Origin of the sequence: Promicromonospora soli (assembly GCF_014653785.1) — a bacterium.
GTDB lineage: Bacteria > Actinomycetota > Actinomycetes > Actinomycetales > Cellulomonadaceae > Promicromonospora > Promicromonospora soli.
Window position 1 is genome coordinate 295,953 of sequence record NZ_BNAS01000003.1, and the last position, 22,718, is coordinate 318,670.

Below are 22,718 nucleotides of genomic sequence, written 5' to 3' on the forward strand. Positions count from 1 at the left end.
CGCCCGCACCAGAGAAGACCGGAAGTCAGCCGACTGCCGGACGTCGCCCGGCGGTCGGCCCGATGGCAGCGCCCGGCGCGAGTGTGACCCGCGTGGCGGCGAACCTGGTGCTGCTCCTGATCGCGGTGTGCTTCGTGCTGCCGATGGCGTGGGTGGTCTTCGCGTCCTTCGACGCGAACGCCACGCTCTCGTTCGGGCTGCCCGACGCCGCGACCACGGCGAACTTCGCCGCGATCATGACGCCCGAGCTCACGTGGCTGCCGCTGTGGAACGCGTTCGTGCTGTCGGCCGGCTCGGGGGCGATCACGGTGGTCGTCTCGGTGCTCGCCGCATACCCGTTGTCGCGGTACCGCATGCGGTTCGGCAAGTACTTCCTGTACACGGTGCTGTTCGGGACGTGCCTGCCGATCACCGCGATCATGGTCCCGGTCTACGCGCTGTTCGTGCAGCTCAACCTGCTGGACTCGCTGCCGGGAACCATCTTCTTCATGGCGGCGACGTCGTTGCCCATGGCGATCTGGATGACGAAGAACTTCATGGACTCCGTGCCGATCTCGCTCGAGGAGGCGGCATGGACCGAGGGTGCGTCGGCCATGCAGGCGCTGCGCCGCGTGGTGCTGCCGCTCATGCGGCCGGGGATCGCCGTCGTGTTCATCTTCGTGTTCGTGCAGGCGTGGGGAAACTTCTTCGTCCCGTTCGTGCTGCTGCTCTCCCCGGAGAAGCAGCCGGCGGCCGTGAGCATCTTCGCGTTCTTCGGGCAGTACGGAAGCGTGGCCTACGGACAGCTCGCCGCGTACTCGCTGCTCTACGCGGCGCCGGTGCTCGGTCTGTACGTGCTGGTCACAAGGATCTCGGGCTCGGCCTTCGCGCTGGCGGGCGCGGTCAAGGGCTGGCGGGGCGGCCGTCAGCTCAGCGGAACACCACCGTGCGGCGGCCGTCGAGCAGAACCCGCCGCTCGGCGTGCCAGCGGACGGCGCGCGCCAGCGTGCGCCGCTCGACGTCCTCGCCGATGCCGACCAGGTCCTCGACCGTGCGGGAGTGGTCCACGCGCTCGACGTCCTGCTCGATGATCGGGCCCTCGTCGAGGTCGCCCGTCACGTAGTGGGACGTGGCGCCGATGATCTTCACGCCGCGGTCGTGGGCCTGCCGGTACGGTCCGGCGCCCTTGAACGACGGCAGGAACGAGTGGTGGATGTTGATGATCTGCCCGCTCAGGTCGCGGCACAGCTCGTCCGACAGGATCTGCATGTACCGGGCCAGCACCACCACCTCGACGTCCAGCTCCTTGACCAGGGCCCGGAGCGTCGCCTCCGCCTCCGGCTTCGTGTCCTTGGTGACCGGCACGTGGTGGAACGGCTTGCCGTAGAACGTGGCGATGTCCTCCAGGTCGCGGTGGTTGCCCACCACGCCGACCACATCGATCGGCATGCGCTGCGACCGCTCCCGGTACAGCAGGTCGACGAGGCAGTGCGCGGCCTTGGACACCATGACGAGCGTCCGGATGCGCCGGCCCACGACGTCGAGCGTCCACGTCATCTTGAACCGGTCCGCTACCTGCGACATCGCCATGGTCAGCTCGTCGCGGGACGCCGTCGACTCGACCTGCACGCGCATGAAGAAGAGGCCCGACGTCGGATCGCCGAACTGCTGCGACTCCGTGATGTTGCCTCCGTGCTCCGCGAGCATCCCCGCCACCGCATGCACGATTCCCGGCTGGTCCGGGCAGGACAGGGTCAGGATCCAGTGGGTGGCCGCGGTCGTGTCGTTCACGCGGTCAGGCTAACCCGCCGTGACGGGCGGCCCCGCATCCTGCGTGAGCTCCCGCCGCATCACCCACCGCCGTCGGCCACCGCTCACGCCGCCGGTCTCGGCGGCGCGCTCGAAGCCCGCCGCCTCGAACATGCGCACTGTCCCGACGTAACCGCTGATCACGTCGACGCGGCCCGCGCCGACCTCGGCCGGATAACCCTCGACCACCTCGGCGCCGTGCGCCCGCGCGTGCTCCACCGCTCCGGCGAGGAGGTGATGCATGAGCCCGCGCTTGCGGTACCCCGCGCGGACCACGAAGCACACCGCCACCCAGGCGTCACGGTCGTCGACGAACGGGATGGTGCGGCTGTTCATGAGCCGGCGGTACGTGGAACGGGGCGCGATCGAGCACCAGCCCGCCACGACGCCGTCGACGTAGACCAGCACACCGGGGCCGGGCTCGGTCTCGCAGAGGTTCCGCATGTAGCCGGGGCGCTCCTCGTTGCGGACACGGCTGTCCCGGTAGCTCATGCACCAGCAGCCCCCGCCACCGGGCTTCTTGACCCCCACCACCTCGGAGAAGTCGTCATATCGCCCGACGGCGGGGCGCACGTCGATCCGCCCCGCGTCGATCTGCCCTCCGGGTCCGGCCGGCCGGGCGCCTCCCTGGTCTCCCATGTTCCGAACCTACGCGCGGTCACTGACACGGCAGTCCCAAACGTGGGCGCCGTCGACCTGGGCACGCCACCTCTGACACGATGGACTCATGAGCAACACCACCACGACGATCGCGCTGGTCGAGGACAAGCACGCGGGCGAGCTCCTCACGCTGCGGCGCGCCGCGTTCGTGACCGAGGCCCAGCTGTACGACGACCCGCACATCCCGCCGCTGACCCAGACGCTCACGGAGCTCCGGGAAGACCTGGCGCGCGACGACGTCGTGACGATCGGCGCGTGGGAGGGCCACCGGATGATCGGCTCGGTGCGCGTCGAGATCGAGGACGAGAAGGCGACGCTCGGCCGGCTCGCCGTGGCCCCGGACAAGCAGGGCCGCGGAATCGGCACCGAGATGCTGTTCGCGGTGCTGCCGTTCCTGCCGGAGCAGACCAAGGAGATCTGGGTCTTCACCGGCAAGGACTCCAAGCAGAACCTCGCGATGTACACCAAGCACGGCTACGAGGAGCAGTACGACAAGGCCGCAGGCGACCTGACGTACACCTACCTGCGCCGCGTGCTGGGTGCGGCAGGCGCGCAGAGCGTGCCGCAGCAGAAGTAGCTCAGTAGCCCCACACGTGGAAGGACTCGATCTCCATCCACGCGTCGAACCGCGGGTTCTCCCGGTTCGAGTACGGGCTGCCCATGTAGTGGATGGACAGCCGGTCGATGCCGGCCAGACCCTCGTCGGGCGTGATCGTCACGCGGCCCTGAAGGCTGATGTGCCGGTACCAGCTCTTGCCGTCGAGCACCGTGAGGGAGACGCGCGGGTCCGCGCGCAGGTGCTCCAGACGCTTGCGCGTGCCGTCGAGGTTCAGCAGCACCCGGCCGTTGTCGTACAGGTACCAGGTAGCCACCGACACGGGCGCGCCGTCGGGCCGGACCGTCGCCATGACGGCGGGGTTCGGCTTCTCGAGGATCTTCGCGATGTGCTCGGGGATCGGGGGCGTGGCCACGTGTGCTCCTTCGACGGCTGACGGTCGGTCGGGAGCAGCCAATCAGGAATCGAACCCCAGGCCAAGCGCGTCCAGCGACCGGAGCAGCACGTTGCGGCGCCCGCCCTGGTGGTCGGCCTGGTCGAGGGCCCAGCGGGTGGCCTGGATCCCGGCAGCCGCTATCGGCTCCGGCGGGAACGGGACCGGGACCTGCCGCACCATCTGGAGCGCTGTGCGTTCGGTGTCGGGGGAGCCGTCGAGAACGTCGAACCGGTCCAGCATGACCTGCGCCGCGAAGTGCGTAGCGGCGACACCGAGCCCGGTGAATCCCGCCGCGTGCTGCACGCGTCCGCCGCCGGCCTGACCGAAGAAGGCGCAGAACCGGGTGGACGTGTCGATCGCACCGGACCACCTGTGCGTGAGGCGGATGCCCTCGAGCTGGGGGAACGTCGTCAGGAGGTGCTCGGTCAGGCGCCGGAACGTCCGGGGCCGGTTCTCGTACGTCCTGCTCACGCGCCCGCCGTAGTGGTAGACCGCGTCGTACCCGCCGAACACGATCCGGTTGTCGGCCGTCAGCCGGTAGTAGTGGAACTGGTTCGCCAGGTCCGCGAGGCCCTGCCGGCCGCGCCAGCCGATGGCGCCGAGCAGGTCGGCGGGCAGCGGCTCCGTCGCGACCACGTAGTCGTAGACGGGCACCGTGTGCAGGCGATAGCGCCGCAACAAGGACGGGAACACGTTGGTCCCGAGGATCACGCGGTCCGCGCGCAGGGTCGCCTCGCCAGCGGGCGACGTCGTCCGCAGGACGGCGTCGCTGCTCGCCCCGCGGCCCGGCGGGACCAGCCGCGTCACCCGTGTCTGCTCGAAGATCTCGACGCCGAGCTCGCTCGCGACCCGCGCCAGCTCGGTGGCGAGCCGCGCGGGGTGCACCAGCGCGGCGTCGTCGGGGCGGACCAGGCCCGCCTCGTAGGTCGGGCTCGCGATCTCGGCACGCATCTTCGCCCGGTCGAGGAACGTGTGCGGCACGCCGGCCCGGGCGGCGTCCTGCGCGGCGTCCTGCAGCCAGTCGATCTGGTGGGGCTCCACGGCGAGGTCGATGATGCCGGTGCGCTCCCACTGGCAGTCCAGCCCGAGGTCGCCCATCGCGGACTCCATGGCCGCCAGGTTCTCGTAGCCGAGGCGGGTCAGGGTGTCGAACTCGTCGGGCCAGCGGCCGCGTCCGTTCTCGTCACCGTGGGTGAGGCTCGCCTCGCAGAACCCGCCGTTCCGGCCCGACGCCGCCCAGCCGACCGACCTCGCCTCCACCAGCACCACGCGTGCGCCGGGGTAACGCTGCTTGGCGCGCAGCGCCGACCACAGGCCGGTGTACCCGCCGCCGACCACCACTACGTCGGCCCGGGTCGCGGCCGACAGGGCAGGGTAGGTCGGGTGCTCGCCCAGGTCGTCCTGCCAGAACACTGCTTGACGCGACCCGCCCAAAGCATGGTCTACGACAGACCCAGCCGGGATGTTGCGTTCAAAAACGGTCCTCTGCAGGCGCGCCATGCCGCAAATCTAGCCAATGTCCGATGGTCAGCGGTTTCGTGTGGATAAGCGTCTGGTGACAGTGCCGGTCACGGTCGGCATCAACCGCCCAGGCAGATCGTCTCGTAGCTGCGCGCCGCGTCGAAGCCGAGCTCGAGCTTGTCCTTGGTCCCGTCCGGGCACTCGCTGGAACCGACGATGAGGCCGGTGACCTTGCGAGCGCCGTTCGACGAGCACGCGACCTCGGTGCCGTCCTCGTCCACGCAGTCGCCCGTCACGAGCTGCCCGCCGCCGTTCCCGGGGTCTCCGGGATGGTCGTCCGACAGGTTGCGGGCGCAGACCGCCTGCGTGTTGCCGCCGGCCTGGCCGTCCTTCTGGAAGACGATGTCGGCGCCGGCCGGGCAGTGCACCTGCTCCACCCGCACGGCGTCCTGGATGTCCAGGATCGTGACTGTGGCGTCCGGGTCGTCGCAGGGCAGGGGGCGGTAGGCCTCGGTCTCGTTCGTGGCGTCCCCGCCCGTGGGCTCGGGGCCTGCGCAGGCGTTGACCGCCCACGTCGCACCGGCGTCCTCAGCTCCGTCAGGGCCGAAGAAGTGCAGAGCTACCGCGGTGATCACTCCGGCGGCGACGAGGAACGCGACGACGGACCAGATCCAGTCCCTCTTCGTGGTGCGCCCGCCGTCGCGGCCCCGACCTCTGCCGTCGTCGCGGGCGGGCTCTCGTGGCGGGACGGGCGGCAACGGGTTGGCGCCGGACCGGGTGGGCAGCTGGCCGGACCGGGGCCGGCTCGCCTGGAACTGGCCTGACTGGAACTGGCCCGACTGGAACTGGCCGGACTGCGGTCGGTGGCTCTGGCGGTGCGGGTCTGGCTGGTGTTCCGGAACACCTGCGTCCGGCGACACGGGGGAGGGCATGAGCGGCACATTAGCGATGTACGGCTGAATAGCCAAAGGGTCTCAGGTACTTTCGTTGCAATCGCGGGCCTCAGCGGCTAGAGCAGGCGGGCAGCTGGGGGCCCCGGGCACGAGCCCCGACCCGCCGCTGCTACGATCTTGGAGTCGCGACTGGCGTCAGGTGGATCACCACCGGGGAGCGACGAGTCATGCCGACGACGGGTCGTTCGCCTGGGCCCTGGGTCACCTCGTGGAGGGTGTGCGCCCGGGCAATGTGTCACGGTGCGTGGGCTCTTCCACCGCCGTCCGACTATCCCCGTCCCGCATGAATCGAGGAGCTATGAGCGCATCGACTCCCGACCCGCTCTCCACCCCGCTCGCCGAGCTCGACCCCGAGATCGCCGCCGTCCTGGACGGAGAGCTGGCCCGCCAGCGCGACACTCTCGAGATGATCGCGTCCGAGAACTTCGTTCCGCGCGCAGTCCTGGAGGCCCAGGGCTCGGTCCTGACGAACAAGTACGCCGAGGGTTACCCGGGCCGCCGCTACTACGGCGGCTGCGAGCAGGTCGACATCGCGGAGAACCTCGCGATCGCCCGCGCCAAGGACCTGTTCGGCGCCGAGCACGCCAACGTCCAGCCGCACTCCGGTGCGCAGGCCAACGCGGCAGTGCTGCACGCCCTGATCAACGCGGGCGACAAGATCCTCGGCCTCGAGCTGGCCCACGGCGGCCACCTCACGCACGGCATGAAGATCAACTTCAGCGGCAAGCTGTACGACGTCGGCTCCTACGGCGTGGACCCGCAGTCCTACCGCATCGAGATGGACGAGGTCCGCAAGAAGGCGCTCGAGCACCGGCCCGACGTCATCATCGCCGGCTGGTCCGCCTACCCGCGCCAGCTCGACTTCGCCGCGTTCCGTGAGGTCGCGGACGAGGTCGGCGCCAAGCTCTGGGTCGACATGGCGCACTTCGCCGGGCTCGTCGCGGCGGGTCTGCACCCGTCGCCCGTGCCGCACGCCGACGTCGTCTCCTCGACCGTGCACAAGACGATCGGCGGGCCGCGCTCCGGCTTCATCCTCTCCAAGGGTGAGTACGCCAAGAAGATCGACTCCGCGGTCTTCCCGGGCCAGCAGGGCGGCCCGCTCATGCACGTGATCGCTGCCAAGGCGGTCTCGTTCAAGGTCGCGGCGACCGAGTCGTTCAAGGCCCGCCAGGAGCGCACGCTCCGCGGCGCGTCGATCATCGCCGAGCGTCTTTCGCAGCCCGACGTCGCCGCGGCCGGGGTGTCCGTCCTGACCGGCGGCACCGACGTGCACCTGGTCCTCGTTGACCTGCGCAACTCGGACCTCGACGGCCAGCAGGCCGAGGACCTCCTGCACGACGCCGGGATCACCGTGAACCGCAACGCCGTCCCGTTCGACCCGCGCCCGCCGCGCGTCACCTCGGGCCTGCGCATCGGCACGCCGGCACTCGCCACGCGCGGGTTCGACGACGCCGAGTTCACCGAGGTCGCCGACATCATCGCGACCGCCCTGAAGAACGGCGCCGCGACGGACGTGGACGCCCTCTCGGCCCGGGTCGCGAAGCTGACGGCTGCCTTCCCCCTCTACCCGGGTCTCTGACCATGGCCGCACAGATCCTGGACGGGAAGGCAGCTGCCGCCTCGATCAAGGCGGAGCTGAAGGAGCGGGTTACCGCGCTGCGTGAGCGCGGCGTCGTACCGGGACTCGGCACGCTCCTGGTGGGCGACGACCCCGGGTCGCAGTGGTACGTGGCGGGCAAGCACCGCGACTGCGCCGAGGTCGGCATCGCGTCGATCCGGGAGGACCTCCCGGCCGACGCCTCGCAGGAGGACATCGAGGCGGCGGTACGGCGGCTGAACGAGGACCCGGCGTGCACCGGGTACATCGTCCAGCTGCCGCTGCCGAAGGGAATCGACACCAACCGCGTGCTCGAGCTCGTCGACCCCGACAAGGACGCCGACGGCCTGCACCCCACGAACCTGGGGCGCCTGGTCCTGCGGGTCAACGAGGAGATCACGTCCTCGCTGCCCTGCACACCGCGCGGCATCATCGAGCTCGTGGAGCGGCACGGGATCAAGCTCGCGGGCAAGGAGATAGTGGTCCTGGGCCGCGGCGTCACCGTGGGCCGCCCGATCGGCCTGCTGCTCACGCGGCGCGCCGTGAACGCGACGGTCACCCTGACGCACACCGGCACCACGGACCTCGCCGGGCTCGTCAAGCGGGCCGACGTCGTCGTGGCCGCCGCCGGCGTCAAGGGCATCGTGTCCGGCGAGATGGTGAAGCCGGGCGCCGTGCTGATCGACGTCGGCGTCTCCCGCGAGACCGACCCCGAGACAGGCAAGTCGCGCGTGGTGGGCGACATCTCGCCCGAGGCGGCGGCGATCGCGGGCTGGGTGTCGCCCAACCCGGGCGGCGTCGGCCCGATGACGCGGGCGATGCTCCTCGCGAACGTCGTGGAGTCGGCGGAGCGGTCGCTGGTCTGACTCGGCCCGAGCCTCCCGGTCTGGCGAGACCGGGAGGCTCGGTTCACAGATGGCCGATGAGTTGCGGGATCGGGTGGCGTCGGACCTACTGAGACGGGGCCGAAGACGCCCCCACCAACTCAGGAGGACACGATGGTTACCGTTCGACCGCATCTCTGGTTCGGGAACAACAAGGCCGGCGAGGCCGCCGCGTTCTACGCGGAGCACATCCCGGGATCGTCCGTCGACAGCGTGGTGAAGACGCCCGAGGGCCTTCCGGACGGCACTGAGCCGGGTGGAGACTTCATCGTGGAGTTCACCGTGGCCGGCCTGCCCGTCATCGGGCTGAACGCCGGACCCGACCTCACCCTCGACGAGGCGTTCTCGTTCTACCTGTCCGTCGAGGGCCAGGAGGAGGTCGACCACTACTGGGACATCCTCATTGCCGACGGCGGCGCCCCCGGTCCCTGCGGCTGGTGCAAGGACAAGTACGGGGTGTCGTGGCAGGTCATCCCGAAGGAGCTCGAGGAGCTCTGCGGCACGTACTCGACGCCCCCCGAGATCGCCGCGATGAACGCGATGCTGAAGATGGGCAAGATCGACGTCGCGGCGCTGCAGGCGGCCCACGACGGGGCCTGACGGGGGCGGACTGTCGGGGGTGGCAAGTACGCTTCCCCGGTGCCTCTGATCGTCGCTACCGCCAATGTCAACGGGATCCGTGCCGCCGTCCGCCGCGGGATGGACTCCTGGATCGCCACCCGCACGCCCGACGTCCTCATGTTGCAGGAGGTGCGCGCCCCCGACAAGGTCGCCCGTGAGCTGCTCGACGGCTGGCACGTGGCCCACTCGGAGAGCGAGGTCAAGGGGCGCGCCGGCGTGCTCGTCGCGTCCCGCATGCCGATCGGCGACATCCGCACGGGCCTCGCGGCCCACGGGCCGGACGGCGCCGAGGAGGCAGGCCCGGACACGGGCCGCTGGATCGAGGCCGACGTCCAGCTGCCCGACGGCGGCACGTTGACCGCCGTCTCCACCTACCTGCACTCCGGGTCCACCAGGCCGGGCGAGGAGCACACGATGGTGGCCAAGTACGCCTACCTGGAGAAGGTGACGGCGCGCCTGGCCGAGCTCTCGGTGGCGCACGGTCCGGTGGTCGTGGCCGGCGACCTGAACATCGCGCACCACAACGTGGACCTGAAGAACTGGAAGAGCAACCTGAAGAGCGCCGGCTTCCTCCCCGAGGAGCGCGCCTACATGACGCGCTGGCTCGACGAGCACGGGTGGACCGACCTCGGGCGGGTGCACGCCGGCGACGGGCCCGGCCCGTACACGTGGTGGACGTGGCGCGGCCAGGCGTTCGACAACGACTCGGGCTGGCGCATCGACTACCAGCTCGCGAACCAGGTCCTCGCGGGTGCGTGCCGCAAGGTCGAGGTCGACCGCGCGCCCACCTACGCCGAGCGCTGGAGCGACCACGCCCCGGTCGTGGCCACCTACGAGCTGTAGCCGCCCGGGATGCCGCGGCATCCCGGGCCGTCAGTGGCGGATCGCGTCGATCACTTTGACGCGCACCGCGTAGATCGCCGGGATCAGGCCCGCAAGGGCACCGATGCCGACGGCGCACGCCATTCCCACCAGGGCGGACCAGGCCGACCGTGCTGAACGACGCGCCGACCGCGAAGGCAGCAGCCTTGTCACGGTAAGTTCAGCGGCGTGCCACCCGAGTTTCGGTAGGCGATCGTCTTCGCGAACAGGTTGCCGCCGTCGGTTTCAATCGTGGTCGACTTGTCCGATCCTTGGCCGAACAGCAGACCCGCGACATGGGCGCTCGCGACCCGGTCCATGTTCGAGAACAGCCAGTCCACCTTGTCGTCCTGATAGTGGTACGGGGTGTTGTTCTGTCGCATGTTGCCGACCGGGATCTGCCAGACCACGATCGGTTTGCCGGCCGCCTCTGCCATAATCTTCCAATACGCGAGCTGCGCGGACCACTTCTCTTCGCTCCAGAATGAGTTGTGTCCGCCATTCTCCGGCAAGGCCTTGAGGCCGGCGTCCATATCTTCAACCTCCCCGACCAGGAAGTCCGCGTTTTTTGCCCCGAGGGCCCCGTAATCCCTGGCGCATTTCTGCTCGTTGCCCGGCCAGTCCCAGCAGGTGAGGTGCAGACCGACGGTCGCGTTAGGAGCGTACTTGCGGGTCATTTCGATCAGGCAGCGGGACAGGCCCGCAATAGTGTTCGCCTGGTTTCCGCAGTCGTTCGGCGCCGCAGCAGTCACCTGCGCCGGGACCGTGTTCACATCGCCCGTCCCGCGTGCGAATCCCCAAAAATCAGCTTCGAGATCGATCATGTCGGGCGAGGTGCCGATCTTCTGGAGGAAGAAACGGTAGTCGTTCAGGTACCTGGTGAGGAGGTCGACCTGGTTGACCGCCTTCACCTCGTCCTGCCACGTCGCATTGGGGGTGAGGTGAGGGAGTACAAACCACGACCACACCATCGTCTGCGGATAAGGTTGACCCTTATAGGTGGCCTGTGCAGCGCGGTCTTGCATATGGGGGACGAGCCCCCCGCGCCCACCCCACACGCATCCCCACCAGTTCGTCCCATCCGGGCAGGTCTTCGCCGTGTACACGTCGCTCGACGGTGCAGGCGGACTGACGACGTATTGGTACTGAGCGTCGAATGGTGCGGCAACCGAAGGTTCATCATTCGATATTCTTCCGATCAACACCGTGCTCTTGCCCATGAAAGTTTTACCCGAGGTCAGCTTGGCGCTCGCGCTAGCCGACGGGGTGGGTGAAGCCGACGGTGTGGGTGAAGCCGACCCGGTCGGGGACTCAACCCCGGTTGGGTCAATCGCCTCCGTGCCGGCGGCGCCAGGGTCGGCATCGGCCACGTGGTCGGGTAGCAAAACCACGACCAGGGTGGCGATGAGCGCGGTGGCGACGAGGGCCGCCCCAGTTGCCGACACGACGAGCCAACGCCTGGGCAGCACGCCTTTGTGGCGGCCGTGCGTTGCTTTCACTGGCATGCCGGAGCGTCGAATGATCACGACGCACATCCTGACCGATGGCTGATGACAAATGTCATCTCTCGTAACACCATTCCGTTACGTCTTTGTAAACCATGTCGCGAGAAGAGGCCGCTCCATGAGCGTCGGCCAGATCCGCTGGGCCGGGTAGTCCTGTGCCCGGACGGTGCGGTCTCCTCGGCGGCGGCGTCGTGGATGCAACCGCCGCGACGGTATCCGCGCCGAGGTACCTACCGTCCTATGTGGACCGATGGCGCGACGGCGGGGACGTTGTCAGCGCCGAGAAGTCCGTCGGCGCAGGTCAAGCCGCGTGTTGGTATTCGTGGAGGATGCCGCCGAGGCGGTCGCGGCGGCGGATCCGGCGTGGGACGGGATGGAAGCACCGGGTGAAGCCAAGGCTTTGCGGCCAGCGGGCGGTCTTGTCGTGGGCGTGATCGTTGCGACTATGCGTCCGTTCTAGCCGCAACGATCACGCCCTCAGCAGAGCCGGCTAGGCGGCCGGGGCCGAGGGCGGGGCCAGGAGGAACGCCGGGGCGGTCAGGCCGGCGTCGGCGAAGGCGTCCGCGACCGCCTGGGAGACCGCGTCGACGTCGGACAGGTGGACCAGCGCGATGGCGCTGCCGCCGAAGCCGCCGCCGGTCATGCGCGCGCCGAGCGCGCCCGAGGCCATGGCGGTGTCGACGACGAGATCGAGCTCGCGGCAGGAGACCTCGTAGTCGTCACGCAGGGAAGCGTGCGAGGCCAGCATGAACGGGCCGACGTCGGCCGCGCGCCCCTCTCGCACCAGGTCGGCGAACCGCGCGGTGCGGTCGATCTCCGACACGACGTGCCGCACGCGACGGCGCAGGACGCCGTCGGGGTCGTGCGCCTCGAGCTCCGCCAGCGCCCGCTCGATGCCCATGCCGCCGAGCGTCGGCGCGATGTCGCGGAGCGAGTCCAGCCCGAGCAGCTCCGCGGCCTGTTCGCACGAGGCGCGCCGCGCACCGTACTCCCCGCTCACGTGGTCGTGCTCGGCCTTGGTGTCGACGACCAGGAGGGTCAGACCGGCGGTGGCGAGGTCGAACGGCACGGGTACGCCGGACTCCAGCGGGTCCAGCCCGGGCTTGAAGTCGAGCAGCAGCGCGTGGCCCTCGCGGCAGCGCAGCGACGCCGACTGGTCCAGACCGCCCGTGGGCGCGCCTGCGATCTCGTTCTCCGCGCGGCGGGTGGCGTCGACCAGCTCGGCGCGCCCGGCGTCGGACGCTGCGAGGCCGAGGCCGGCCACTGCGTCGAGCGCCACCGCGACGGCGGCCTCAAGCGCGGCCGACGAGCTCAGGCCGGCGCCGAACGGCACGCACGAGTCGACGGCGGCGTCGAAGCCGCCGACCTTGTGGCCCGCCTGGTCCAGGGCCCAGGCGACGCCCGCCACATACGCGCCCCAGCCGCGCGCCGCGCCGGGTGCGATGTCGGACAGGCGTGCCTCCCACATGCCCTCTGCCTGCGCCGATACCAGCCGGACGTGGTCGTCGTCGCGCGGCCGCAGCGCGATGTAGGTGCGGTGCGGCAGTGCGGTCGGGAGGCAGAGCCCGGCGTTGTAGTCAGTGTGCTCGCCGATGAGGTTGACCCTGCCGGGGGCGGACCAGACGCCCTCAGGGGAGCCGTCGAACGAACGGGTGAAGAGCTCGTCGACCCGGCGCGCGCCGTCCTCGGCGGTCCAGGCTTCGAGCCAGTTGATGGTGGTCACGGAACTGATTATTGCCCGTCGAGCGCGCCGGTCCTACAGCCGGTCAGGCAGCGAGACCGTAGGCCGGCGCGCGGGGGGTCCGCAGCGGGTGCGCAGCGGGGCGTCAGCCGTCCTGGCGCAGCACCCGGACTGCGCCCGCGGGGACGGTCGCGTCGCCCGCGACGGCGTCGCCGGTGAGCAGGTCGGTGGCCGGCGTGTCCAGGGGCAGCTTCGCGTCGTCGTCGGTGTGGTTGATCGCGACCGTGTAGGTGGCGCCGTCGCCCGTGCGGCGCACCACCTCCAGCCCGTCCACGGTGCCCGACGGCGCCAGCCCGGCCGTCGCGTACACGTCGGCCAAGACCGTGGCCAGGGCCTCGACGTCGAGGTTGGTCGACACGTACCAGCCAGTGCCCGCACCGTGAGTGTGCCGCGTGATCGCGGCGCCGCCCGGCTTCGGGCCGTCGGCGTAGGTTCCGACGGGCTCGGCCCCGGCGAGGACCAGGTCGTCGGCCCAGACCGTGCCGGTGAGCGCCGTGGTGCCGGCGTCGGCCGCCGCCGTTCCGGCCCCGTACGCCACGGTGAGCGAGTCGCCCTCGCGCAGCGGCAGGAACTCCTCGACCCACACGCCGAGCGCGTCCCGCAGCGGAGCCATCAGGCCGCCGGGGTGCACGGCGTCGTTCTCGTCGACGATGCCGCTGAAGTAGCTCACCAGCAGCGTGCCGCCGGCCTCGACGTAGGCGGTGAGGTTCGCCGCGTCGTCGGCCGTGAGCAGGTACGACGCCGGCGCGACGACCAGCTTGTAGCCCGACAGGTCCTGGCCCGGCCGCACCAGGTCGACGGTGTGGCCGTCCCGCCAGAGGCGGTCGTAGTAGGTGTCGATCCGTTCCCGGTGCGACGCGCCCTGGCTTGGCCGCCACTCGAGGTCCTGGGCCCAGAACGACTCGTAGTCCCAGAGCAGCGCGACGTCGGCGTGGACCTGGGAGCCGTGCAGCTCGGTCAGCCGGCCGAGGTTCGCGCCGAGCTCGGTCACCTCGCGCCACACCCGGGACTCCGTGCCCGCGTGGGGGACCATCGCCGAGTGGAACTTCTCCGCGCCCGAGCGGGAGGCCCGCCACTGGAAGAACATGATCGCGTCCGCACCCCGCCCCAGGTGGGAGAACGAGTTGCGGGCCAGCTCCCCGGGGCGCTTGGCCACGTTGCGCGGCTGCCAGTTCACGGCCGACGTCGAGTGCTCCAGCAGGAGCCACGGCTTGCCGCCCGCGACGGACCGGGTGAGGTCGGCGGCCATGGCCAGGCCCACGTGGCCGCGCGGGTCCGCGGCCCACAGGTAGTGGTCGTTCGCCACGATGTCGACCTCACGAGCCCACGCGAACAGGTCGGTGGACGGGCAGATCGTGGCCATGAAGTTCGTGGTGACCGGCGCCGCGGAGTGCTCGCGGATCGCGTCGCGCTCCGCGACGAAGCAGGCGAGGAGGGCCGCGTCCGAGAATCTCGCGAAGTCGAGCTGCTGCGCCGGGTTGGCCGACGTCGCCGTGGCCGCCGGTACCTGCACGTGCTCCCAGTCGCCGTAGACCTGCCCCCAGAAGGCGGTGCCCCAGGCGGCGTTCAGCCCGTCGAGCGAGCCGTACCGCTCGCGCAGCCACGTGCGGAACGCGCGCTGGGCGTGCACCGAGTAGTCGAGCGAGACCGGCGCGCCGTACTCGTTGTGCACGTGCCACCCGACCACGGCCGGGTGCGTGCCGTACCGCGCGGCGAGCTGGGTGGTGATGCGCAGAGCCGCCTCGCGGTATGCGGGGGCGGTCGGCGCCATGAGGCCCCGCCCGCCCGGGCCCATCGGTGTGCCGTTCCGGTCGATCACCCGGGCGTCCGGGTGGGCCGCGTACAGCCAGGCGGGCGGGGCCGCCGTGGGCGTTGCGAGCAGGATCCGGACGCCGCCCGCGTGCAGCAGCTCGACCACGCGGTCCAGCCAGCCGAAGTCGAACTCGCCCTCGCGCGGCTCCAGCAGTGCCCAGCTGAAGATGCCGAGGCTGACGAGGTTCACGCCCGCCTCGTTCATCAGCCGGACGTCCTGAGCCCAGACCTCCTCGGGCCACTGCTCCGGGTTGTAGTCGCCGCCGTAACCGATCTGCTCGACGCCGGTCAGCCAGCCGTCGTACTGGGGCCCGGGGACGAAGCTCGGGGTCTCAGGCATGGAAGGTCCTTTCGCAGGTATCTCGCTTGCAACAGCACGACTGCACCAAGGTTGGTCTCAGCGACGGTCCGGTACGACGTGGACCGTCGCCGTGACGGGACCGTACTCCGACGTTCCGTCGACCGTGAACGTGCCCGGCGCGGCGGTCGCGTCGTCGGGCACCTTCTGCCAGTGGACGCGCACGCCGGAGACGTTCCCGTCCGCGGGAGTCAGGACGTCGACCGTCCGGGGGAGCCGGACGCCGTCGCCCACCTCGGTGACCACGTGCACGGAGTCCTCCAGCACGTGCGTGACGTCGCTCTCGCGGTAGATGTCGAGCGACGCGTTGGCCTCGGGGAACCAGCCCGCGCTGGTCTCGACCCACGTGAACATCGGCTGCCAGTTCGCGGGCTCCCACACCAGCACGCCCTGCACCCGGTTGCCGGGCACGTCGTTGGCGACCTGGAAGACGCGCTGGATGGCATCGGCCTGACCCTGGACGGTCACGGGGAACGGGGAGTTGGGCAGCGGCGTCGGGTCGCCGGGCGGCCAGCTCTCGGCAGGGTAGGCGGTCTCGGCGACGTCGAGCGCGTACTCGGGGAAGGTCTCCGCGATGGTGTGCAGGTTGTGCTCGAGCTCCTCAGGGCTGCCGTGCCACTCGGGGTAGTAGGAAAGGGCGAGCACGTCCGGGGCGGCGTCGGCGGCCTCGAGGCGGGTGAGCAGCTGCGTCCAGAACTCCATGGTCTTGTCGAGGCGGCCTGTGTCGACGATCGCGTGGACCTCGACCTCGGACTCCGGGGACGACTCCCGCACGGCCCTGATGCCGGACGCCATGAGGGTGCCGAACCTGTCCCACTGCTCGTTGTAGGCCTGCTGCTCGGCGGGGTCCTCGCTGCGCCAGTACTTCCAGAGCAGGCCGCCGCCCGGCTGTGACTGGTAGACGTCGGCCTCGTCGGTGAAGTACTGCGGCGCGGTGGTGCCGATGATCTGCGCCTCGCTGCCGTACAGGAAGCCGTTGATCACCTCGTTGCCCACCGCGACCTTCGCCGGGGTGGTGCCCTGCCCGATCAGCTGGGTCAGGTAGTCGGCGGTGAAGTCGTGGACCTCCCGGGTCAGCTCGTCGAAGGGCAGCTCGGCCCAGGCGCGCGGCTTGGGCTGCTTGCTCGGGTCGGCCCAGCTGTCGGCGTAGTGGAAGTCGATGCCGAGGCCCATGTCGCGGTCGACGATCTCGCTGGCCACGGTGAGTGAGCGCTCCGGACCCTGGTACGCCGGGTCGGTCTCGACGCCGGTGGTCTCGTCGCGCGGGTCGTTCCAGATGCGCAGCCGCAGGTGCTCCATGCCGCGGTCCTTGACGACGTCGAGCAGCTGCGGGCCGGGGTCTGGCGCACCGGCCAGCGCAGCCTCCGCGTCGAGGTAGTACGGCTGGTCGCGCTCCTGGTCGGCGTAGGACAGGTCGGCGCCGAGCTTCAGGTCGTCGCGCAGGTAGTTGTACGCGTGCACCTCGGCGACGCCGGCGCTCGACGTCGCGGCGACGAACCGGACCCGCAGGTAGCGGGTGCCCTCCCGGTCGACCAGGGCCGTGGTGCCGGCCGCGCCGCTGCGGCCGTCGCTGTGGTCGGCGACGGTCACCCAGCGCTTCCGGTCCGCGGACGTCTCGACGACGTAGCGCGCGGGTGTCGCGTCCGCGAGGACCACCTCGACCTTGTGCAGACCGTCGTACGCGCCGCCGAGGTCGATCGTGAGAGCCGGGCCCTGCTTCCCCTCGTGGCTGGTCGCCGTCCGGCCCGACGCGACGTCCGGCTGCCAGGCGGTGCCCTCGTCGCCGTCGAGTGCGAGGCCCGCGTCGGCGTTGTTGCTGGTGGCGCGGGCTGTGACCCAGCCCTTGCCGGCCAGGTCGGTCTCGACGGGCTCGATCACGGCCTCGCCGTAGCCCGCCGCAGAGGGCCCGATCGCGAGGCCGGCCGTCGTCAGTGCGACGGCCAGGGCGGCGCTGCCCGCGAGCGCGCGCCGACCATTTGTGCTGTGCGTCATAAGGAGGACTTCCTTGTCCGGTCGGGAACGTGCGTCTGGAGTACCCGGGACAACGGTAGGTCCTGGAGGCGCGGGTGGGAATACGCTTCCCGACTGCTCAGCCCTGGACGGCGGCCAGTACCTCCTGCTCCTCGCCGCGGGTCAGGCCCGTGACCGTGGCGTCGGGCGTGGCGCCGAGCCACACGAGGGTGTCGCGGGTGGTCTCGGCGAACGGCCGGATCTTCAGACCGGCCTGCAGCGAGGACGTGACGTCGTGCGTCATGAACCCGGCGTCGACCAGTTCACCCGCCCAGAACGGGATCGACCGCGGCCCGGACCACTGCGCGACCTCGTGCGCCGCGAGGACCTCCGGGGCGACGGCGACCAGCTCGGGATCGGCCCCGGCGGCGTCGGCCACCTGCGCGAGCAGCTCCGACCGGGGCACCGGCTGGCATACGGCGTCGAAGTCGCCGGTGGTGCCCCGCTCCGCCGCAGTCACGATCCACGCGGCGAGATCGCGGACATCGACGAGCTGGACCGGGCCGTCCACGGGCTCGGGAACCAGGACCGGGAGTCCGTCCTCGGCGGCCTGCGCGAACCGGGCAGGCCAGTAGGTGAACCGCCCGCTCGGGTCGCCCGGCCCGACGATCAGGCCCGGCCGGATCACGAACGCGGATGCAGTGCCGGACCGAACCAGGTTCTCGCACGCCACCTTCATCGCCCCGTACACGTCGGGCCTGGACGACGGGTCCTCGTCGGTCTCGATCGGGTCGAGCAGGGGGAGCGTGGCGGGCGTTCCACCCACGGTGGCGGTGTCGGCATAGACATTGACGGTCGACACGAACGTCCAGTGGGCATCCGGGAAGGCGGCCACCGCGCTGCGCACGTGCGAGGGGATGCGCGAGACGTCGACGACGGCGTCGAACTGCGCCTCGACCAGCTCCGCCGGCACCGCCTCGGAGCGATCCCAGCGGACGAGCGTGGCGCCGTCGGGCACTGTGCCGCTCACGCCGCGCGCCGCGCACGTGACGTCGTGCCCGCGGGCCACCGCGGCCTCCGCGACCGCGCGGGACAGGAAGACCGTTCCACCGAGAACCAGGATTCGCATGGTGCCCACCGAACCGCATCCCGCGCGCCGGGGCACGCTGATCTGCTCGTGGCGAATCTCCCGACGGCGTATCGGCCTCGGGTTCGACGCATTGACGCAATGATTGCGTCATTACTATCCTGGCTGCATGCTCTTCCCGACTCCAGAGCTCTCGCCGGACGACGCGCGCGTGCTCGATGACATCGATCGCGCGCGTGATGACCTGCGCCTGCAGGTCCGGTCGACACCTACGAAATGGACTGACGATCTACGCCGCTTCCTGACGGCAGACGCTGTCGCCGCGTCGAACTCGATCGAGGGCTTCCGGGTTTCGACAGTCGATGCCGAGGACCTCATGGACGGGGAGCGCGACGTCGACGTCTCGGAGGTGAACCGCGACGAGACCCTCGCCTACCAGCGAACGATGACGTACATCCAGTCCCTGCACGACGCACCGGACTTCGGTTACAGCAAGGGCCTGCTCAACGGGCTCCACTGGATGCTCCAGGGGCACCACCACACGCCACCGCGCCCCGCCGGGCAGTGGCGCAAAGGGTCGGTGTACGTCACGGATACCCGTGACCCGAGCATTGCGGTCTACACGGCCCCGCCGGTGGACGAGGTTCCAGGCCTCATGTCCGAGCTGGTGGACTGGCTCAACGACGATGACCAGACGCATCCCACCGTCCGCGCCGCCATGGCGCACCTGCACCTGGTCTCGATCCACCCGTGGTCGGACGGGAACGGTCGGATGTCGCGCTCCCTGCAGACACTTGTCACGGCCCGGGCGGGCGTCCTGGCCCCGGAGTTCTCGTCGATCGAAGCCTGGCTGGGGCGGCCGGGCAACACCTGGGAGTACTACCGGCAGCTCGGCGCCCGTGGCAGTACCTACCTGCCTGACCAGGACGTGTCGGAGTGGGTCAGGTTCAATCTCGTGGCTTCCCACCAGCAGACCCAGTCCGTCCGGTTGCGGCTCGAGCGGTCCACGCGGGTGCTGGAGCAGCTGGACACCTTCGTGAACTCCCTGGGGCTGAGCGCTCGCGTCGTCAGCGCGCTGCACGACGTCGCGCTCTCAGGTCGTGTGCGCCGCAGCCGCTACGAACGGTCCGAGAACCTCCGCGTCCAGCAGGCGCAGCGTGATCTGCGGGACCTCGTCGCGGCACGAGTGCTGGAGCCGGTGGGCAGAACTCGTGCCCGCTACTACATCGCCGGGGACGCCTTCCCACAGGCCGCCCTCGAGGAAGCCGGTACACCCTTCACCCTCACGGACCCGTACAAGCAATAGCTGCCAGGCCCGTTTCGCGCGAGATGCGTCATGGAGGACCCAGCAGCGTCACCCGACCAGCGCCGCCCGCTCCTCCTTCAGGAAGTCCGCACACCGCTCACCGATCATCATCACCGTGATGTTCGGGTTGACCGTAGTGATCTCCGGCATGACCGACGCGTCCGCGACGCGCAGCCCCGTGACCCCCTTGACCCGCAGCCGCGGGTCGAGCGGCGAGGAGTCGTCGTCCGCCGCGCCCATCCGCACCGATCCCGTCGGGTGGTAGACCGTGTTGTGGGTGCGCGAGATGTAGTCCGCGATCTCCTCGTCGGTCTGCACGTCCGGGCCCGGGTACAGCTCCGCGCCCGCCCACTCCCGCATCGCGGGCTGTGCCACGATCTTCCGGGCGAGCTTGATGCCCTCCACCATGACCGCCATGTCGTACGGGTCAGTGAAGTAGCGCGGGTCCACCTTCGGCTTGTCGCGGAAGTCACGGGAGCGCAGCCGCACCGTGCCGCGGGAGCGGGCATGCGTCACGTTCGGGGTGAGGCAGAACCCGTTCTCCGTGGTCGGGTAACCCTGCCGCGCCGTGTGCATGTCGAACGGCACGGAGCCGTAGTGCATCATCAGGTCCGGCCGGTCCAGGCCCGCCTCGGTGGCCGCGAAGATGCCGATCTCCCACCACTGCGTCGAGGTGGTGACCATCGGCTGCTTCGCCTCCCACTGGATCACCCCTTCGGGGTGGTCCTGCATGTGCGACCCGACGCCGGGGGCGTCCACCAGGACGTCGATACCCACCTCCGCGAGATGCTCGGCCGGGCCGATGCCGGACAGCATGAGCAGCTTGGGCGAGTCGATGGCGCCCGCCGACAGGACCACCTCGTGCCTCGCGGTGAACATCCGGTGGTGGATCAGATCCGGCCCGAGCGCCTCGACCCCCGTGCACCGGGTGCCGTCGAACGCGAGCCGCTTGGCGCGGTGCTCGGTGAGGATGGTCAGGTTGGGCCGGTCGAGGACCGGGTGCAGGTAGCTCACCGACGACGACGAGCGGACGCCGTCCTCCCGGGAGTTGATCTGGAAGAAGCTCGCGCCGGTCACGACCGTGGTGCCGTCGTTGAACTGCACGCGGGTGATGCCCGCCTGCTCGCAGGCGTCCAGCACCGCCACCCCGCACGGGTCCGCGGGCGGGACCTGCCGGATCCGCACGGGGCCGTCGTGCCCGTGGTGCTCGCCGGGCTGGTCGTTGTTCTCCAGCTTCGCGTAGTACGGCAGCGACTCCATTGCCCGCCAGCCCGTGGCGCCCAGCGCCTCCCACTGGTCCAGGTCCTCGGCCGGCGCCCAGAACGCGATGCACGAGTTGTGCGAGGAGCACCCGCCGAGCACCTTGGCGCGCGCCTGCCGCATGAACGAATTGCCACTGGACTGCGGCTCGATGGGGTAGTCCCAGTCGTAGCCCGACTCAAGCAGCCCCATCCAGCGGTCGAGCTGCAGGATCGCGTCGTCGCCTTCGTCGGACGGGCCCGCCTCCAGCAGGGCGACCGAGACCGCCGGGTCCTCGCTGAGCCGCGCCGCGACTGCCGCTCCTGCGGAGCCGCCGCCGATCACGACGTAGTCGAACGTGCGCTCATTCGTCCGCGCCGTGGCCTGCTTCTCGGGGTGCTTCGCCGGCAGCTCAGTCATCGGTTCCTCCGAACCAGCCCGTCACTGCTGGGCGCAGGTTCTGGTAGATGTGCTTGGACTCCTGGTACTCGGCAAGGCCCGCGAGGCCGAGCTCCCGGCCGAACCCGGACTGCCCGTAGCCGCCCCACTCTGCCTGCGGCAGGTAGGGGTGGTAGTCGTTGATCCAGATGGTGCCGTGCCGCAGCCCGTTCGCCACCCGCTGTGCCTTCCCGGCGTCCTGCGTCCAGACGGCCCCGGCGAGGCCGTAGATCGTGTCGTTGGCGATCTCGACAGCCTCTTCCTCGGAGCGGAAGGTCTCGACAGTGACGACGGGCCCGAACGCCTCGTCGACGACGGCGGAGCTGCCGCGCCGGACGCCGTCGAGCACCGTGGGCAGGTAGTAGAAGCCCTGCTCCAGCTCGCCGGTGCCCCACTCGCCCCCGCAGCGGACGACTGCGCCCTCCTCGACCGCCTTCGCCACGTACGCGGTGACCTTGTCCCGGTGCGCGGCGGAGATCAGCGGCCCGGTCTCGGCGGCGTCGTCGAACGGGCCGCCGAGACGGATCTCCCGGGCACGGCGCACCAGCTCGTCGACGAAGCGGTCGTGGATCGACTCCTCGACGATCAGCCGCGCACCCGCCGAGCAAACCTGCCCCGAGTGGACGAATGCGCCGTTGAGCGCGTTGTCCACGGCGGCGTCGAAGTCGGCGTCGGCGAAGATCACGTTCGGGTTCTTGCCGCCCAGCTCCAGGGCCACCTTCTTGACCGTCGCCGATGCGCTCGCCGCGATGATCCGTCCGGTGGCGAGGCCGCCGGTGAACGACACCAGGTCGACGTCCGGGTGGCTCGACAGCGGGGCACCCGCCTCGGGGCCCGCACCCAGCACCAGGTTGGCCACGCCGGCCGGGACCCCGGCGTCGGAAAGGACCTCCATGAGCAGGACGGCGGTGTGCGGGGTGAGCTCGCTCGGCTTGAGCACGAAGGTGTTGCCCGCCGCGAGGCAGGGCGCCACCTTCCAGACGGCCTGCAGCAGCGGGTAGTTCCACGGCGAGATGAGGCCGCAGACCCCCACCGGCTCGTGCACCACACGGCTGAGCACGTCGGGGCTGCCGGCGTCGACGATCCGCCCGGCGTCGGCGCCCGCGAGCTTGGCGTACCAGCGGAAGCAAGCGATGCAGTCGTCCATGTCGATGCGGCTCTCGACCAGGCGCTTGCCCGTGTCGCGGGACTCGGCGAGCGCGAAGTCCTCGGCCCGCTCCGTCAGGAGGTCGGCCACGCGCTGCAGCAGCTCGCCGCGCTCCGGCGCGGTGGTCTCGCGCCACGGGCCGGCGTCGAAGGCGCGGCGCGCGGCGCGGATCGCACGCTCGGTGTCCGCGGCGGTGGCCTCGGACACCTCTGCGACGAGCGAGCCGTCCGCCGGGCAACGGATCTCACGGGTGCCGCCCGCGGCGGCCCCCTGCCAGGTGCCGTCGACGTACAGGGTTGTGGGTGTGCTCATGGTGGT

The 22,718-nt window shown here is 70.5% G+C and carries 18 protein-coding genes, 1 pseudogene and 1 riboswitch; of the genes and pseudogenes, 7 read left to right on the forward strand and 12 right to left on the reverse strand.

Annotated elements, in window-relative coordinates:
- Nucleotides 1–62: 62 nt before the first annotated feature.
- Nucleotides 63–890 (forward strand): annotated as a pseudogene (locus IE250_RS11450) (carbohydrate ABC transporter permease); the annotation flags it as partial.
- Between the two features lie 19 nt (nucleotides 891–909).
- Here IE250_RS11450 and purU read toward each other — a convergent pair.
- Nucleotides 910–1,770: a formyltetrahydrofolate deformylase gene (gene purU, locus IE250_RS11455; protein WP_189669414.1), complete on the reverse strand. Its 861-nt coding sequence runs from the start codon at nucleotides 1,768–1,770 to the stop codon at nucleotides 910–912.
- 9 nt (nucleotides 1,771–1,779) lie between these two features.
- Nucleotides 1,780–2,427, reverse strand: a complete 648-nt coding sequence (locus IE250_RS11460; RefSeq protein WP_189669415.1) for a GNAT family N-acetyltransferase — start codon at nucleotides 2,425–2,427, stop codon at nucleotides 1,780–1,782.
- Nucleotides 2,428–2,515: 88 nt separating this feature from the next.
- Here IE250_RS11460 and IE250_RS11465 point away from each other — a divergent pair, with 88 nt between their 5' ends.
- Complete coding sequence (locus tag IE250_RS11465; protein WP_189669416.1) at nucleotides 2,516–3,025, forward strand: GNAT family N-acetyltransferase; 510 nt, start codon at nucleotides 2,516–2,518, stop codon at nucleotides 3,023–3,025.
- 1 nt (nucleotide 3,026) lies between these two features.
- Here the strand turns inward: IE250_RS11465 and IE250_RS11470 are convergent, their stop codons facing one another.
- From IE250_RS11470 to IE250_RS11480, 3 genes are all read right to left on the reverse strand, one after another.
- Nucleotides 3,027–3,419 carry a PPOX class F420-dependent oxidoreductase gene (locus IE250_RS11470; RefSeq protein ID WP_189669417.1) on the reverse strand — a complete coding sequence of 131 codons (393 nt, stop codon included), beginning with the start codon at nucleotides 3,417–3,419 and terminating at the stop codon, nucleotides 3,027–3,029.
- A gap of 42 nt (nucleotides 3,420–3,461) precedes the next feature.
- Complete coding sequence (locus IE250_RS11475) at nucleotides 3,462–4,931, reverse strand: NAD(P)/FAD-dependent oxidoreductase (protein ID WP_229872415.1); 1,470 nt, start codon at nucleotides 4,929–4,931, stop codon at nucleotides 3,462–3,464.
- An 89-nt stretch (nucleotides 4,932–5,020) separates the two neighbouring features.
- Entirely contained in the window at nucleotides 5,021–5,833 is an 813-nt protein-coding gene (locus tag IE250_RS11480; RefSeq protein ID WP_189669419.1) for a hypothetical protein, read from the reverse strand.
- Between the two features lie 136 nt (nucleotides 5,834–5,969).
- A riboswitch (ZMP/ZTP riboswitch) is annotated at nucleotides 5,970–6,056 on the forward strand.
- A gap of 96 nt (nucleotides 6,057–6,152) precedes the next feature.
- Here IE250_RS11480 and glyA point away from each other — a divergent pair.
- The 4 genes from glyA (at nucleotide 6,153) to IE250_RS11500 (ending at nucleotide 9,799) form a co-directional block, all read left to right on the forward strand.
- Complete coding sequence (gene glyA / locus IE250_RS11485; RefSeq protein WP_189669420.1) at nucleotides 6,153–7,433, forward strand: serine hydroxymethyltransferase; 1,281 nt, start codon at nucleotides 6,153–6,155, stop codon at nucleotides 7,431–7,433.
- A 2-nt stretch (nucleotides 7,434–7,435) separates the two neighbouring features.
- Nucleotides 7,436–8,317, forward strand: coding sequence for a bifunctional methylenetetrahydrofolate dehydrogenase/methenyltetrahydrofolate cyclohydrolase (locus IE250_RS11490; protein ID WP_189669421.1), 882 nt, complete (start codon nucleotides 7,436–7,438; stop codon nucleotides 8,315–8,317).
- A 132-nt stretch (nucleotides 8,318–8,449) separates the two neighbouring features.
- The gene (locus tag IE250_RS11495; protein ID WP_189669422.1) at nucleotides 8,450–8,935 is read left to right on the forward strand and encodes a VOC family protein; all 486 of its coding nucleotides are present in this window, start codon (nucleotides 8,450–8,452) and stop codon (nucleotides 8,933–8,935) included.
- Nucleotides 8,936–8,974: 39 nt separating this feature from the next.
- Complete coding sequence (locus IE250_RS11500; protein WP_189669423.1) at nucleotides 8,975–9,799, forward strand: exodeoxyribonuclease III; 825 nt, start codon at nucleotides 8,975–8,977, stop codon at nucleotides 9,797–9,799.
- A gap of 188 nt (nucleotides 9,800–9,987) precedes the next feature.
- On the opposite strand, the gene IE250_RS11505 is transcribed toward IE250_RS11500, so the two are convergent.
- From IE250_RS11505 to IE250_RS11525, 5 genes are all read right to left on the reverse strand, one after another.
- Nucleotides 9,988–11,343, reverse strand: coding sequence for a hypothetical protein (locus IE250_RS11505; protein ID WP_229872369.1), 1,356 nt, complete (start codon nucleotides 11,341–11,343; stop codon nucleotides 9,988–9,990).
- Between the two features lie 469 nt (nucleotides 11,344–11,812).
- A complete protein-coding gene (gene galK / locus IE250_RS11510) occupies nucleotides 11,813–13,045 on the reverse strand; it encodes a galactokinase (protein WP_189669424.1) in 1,233 nt (410 codons plus the stop codon).
- A 103-nt stretch (nucleotides 13,046–13,148) separates the two neighbouring features.
- Nucleotides 13,149–15,215, reverse strand: a complete 2,067-nt coding sequence (locus IE250_RS11515; protein ID WP_189669425.1) for a beta-galactosidase — start codon at nucleotides 15,213–15,215, stop codon at nucleotides 13,149–13,151.
- Nucleotides 15,216–15,272: 57 nt separating this feature from the next.
- Complete coding sequence (locus IE250_RS11520) at nucleotides 15,273–17,225, reverse strand: glycosyl hydrolase 53 family protein (protein ID WP_189669426.1); 1,953 nt, start codon at nucleotides 17,223–17,225, stop codon at nucleotides 15,273–15,275.
- Between the two features lie 97 nt (nucleotides 17,226–17,322).
- Nucleotides 17,323–18,312: an NAD-dependent epimerase/dehydratase family protein gene (locus IE250_RS11525; protein ID WP_189669427.1), complete on the reverse strand. Its 990-nt coding sequence runs from the start codon at nucleotides 18,310–18,312 to the stop codon at nucleotides 17,323–17,325.
- A gap of 127 nt (nucleotides 18,313–18,439) precedes the next feature.
- Between IE250_RS11525 and IE250_RS11530 the strand changes: the two genes are divergently transcribed.
- The gene (locus IE250_RS11530; protein ID WP_189669428.1) at nucleotides 18,440–19,576 is read left to right on the forward strand and encodes a Fic family protein; all 1,137 of its coding nucleotides are present in this window, start codon (nucleotides 18,440–18,442) and stop codon (nucleotides 19,574–19,576) included.
- Between the two features lie 48 nt (nucleotides 19,577–19,624).
- On the opposite strand, the gene IE250_RS11535 is transcribed toward IE250_RS11530, so the two are convergent.
- Together IE250_RS11535 and IE250_RS11540 are read right to left on the reverse strand one after the other, a co-directional pair.
- Complete coding sequence (locus tag IE250_RS11535) at nucleotides 19,625–21,235, reverse strand: GMC family oxidoreductase (protein WP_189669429.1); 1,611 nt, start codon at nucleotides 21,233–21,235, stop codon at nucleotides 19,625–19,627.
- Nucleotides 21,228–22,712: an aldehyde dehydrogenase family protein gene (locus tag IE250_RS11540; RefSeq protein WP_189669430.1), complete on the reverse strand. Its 1,485-nt coding sequence runs from the start codon at nucleotides 22,710–22,712 to the stop codon at nucleotides 21,228–21,230. The genes IE250_RS11535 and IE250_RS11540 overlap by 8 nt, the downstream gene beginning before the upstream one ends.
- Nucleotides 22,713–22,718: the final 6 nt, after the last annotated feature.

Excerpts from the sequence above, each read along its gene's own strand:
- IE250_RS11525 (WP_189669427.1), bottom strand. The coding sequence starts at position 18,312 with ATGCGAATCCTGGTTCTCGGTGGAACGGTCTTCCTGTCCCGCGCGGTC.
- IE250_RS11520 (WP_189669426.1), bottom strand. The coding sequence starts at position 17,225 with ATGACGCACAGCACAAATGGTCGGCGCGCGCTCGCGGGCAGCGCCGCC.
- IE250_RS11480 (WP_189669419.1), bottom strand. The coding sequence starts at position 5,833 with ATGCCCTCCCCCGTGTCGCCGGACGCAGGTGTTCCGGAACACCAGCCA.
- IE250_RS11460 (WP_189669415.1), bottom strand. The coding sequence starts at position 2,427 with ATGGGAGACCAGGGAGGCGCCCGGCCGGCCGGACCCGGAGGGCAGATC.
- IE250_RS11535 (WP_189669429.1), bottom strand. The coding sequence starts at position 21,235 with ATGACTGAGCTGCCGGCGAAGCACCCCGAGAAGCAGGCCACGGCGCGG.
- IE250_RS11465 (WP_189669416.1), top strand. The coding sequence starts at position 2,516 with ATGAGCAACACCACCACGACGATCGCGCTGGTCGAGGACAAGCACGCG.
- IE250_RS11490 (WP_189669421.1), top strand. The coding sequence starts at position 7,436 with ATGGCCGCACAGATCCTGGACGGGAAGGCAGCTGCCGCCTCGATCAAG.
- IE250_RS11530 (WP_189669428.1), top strand. The coding sequence starts at position 18,440 with ATGCTCTTCCCGACTCCAGAGCTCTCGCCGGACGACGCGCGCGTGCTC.
- IE250_RS11495 (WP_189669422.1), top strand. The coding sequence starts at position 8,450 with ATGGTTACCGTTCGACCGCATCTCTGGTTCGGGAACAACAAGGCCGGC.
- IE250_RS11515 (WP_189669425.1), bottom strand. The coding sequence starts at position 15,215 with ATGCCTGAGACCCCGAGCTTCGTCCCCGGGCCCCAGTACGACGGCTGG.
- IE250_RS11540 (WP_189669430.1), bottom strand. The coding sequence starts at position 22,712 with ATGAGCACACCCACAACCCTGTACGTCGACGGCACCTGGCAGGGGGCC.
- glyA (WP_189669420.1), top strand. The coding sequence starts at position 6,153 with ATGAGCGCATCGACTCCCGACCCGCTCTCCACCCCGCTCGCCGAGCTC.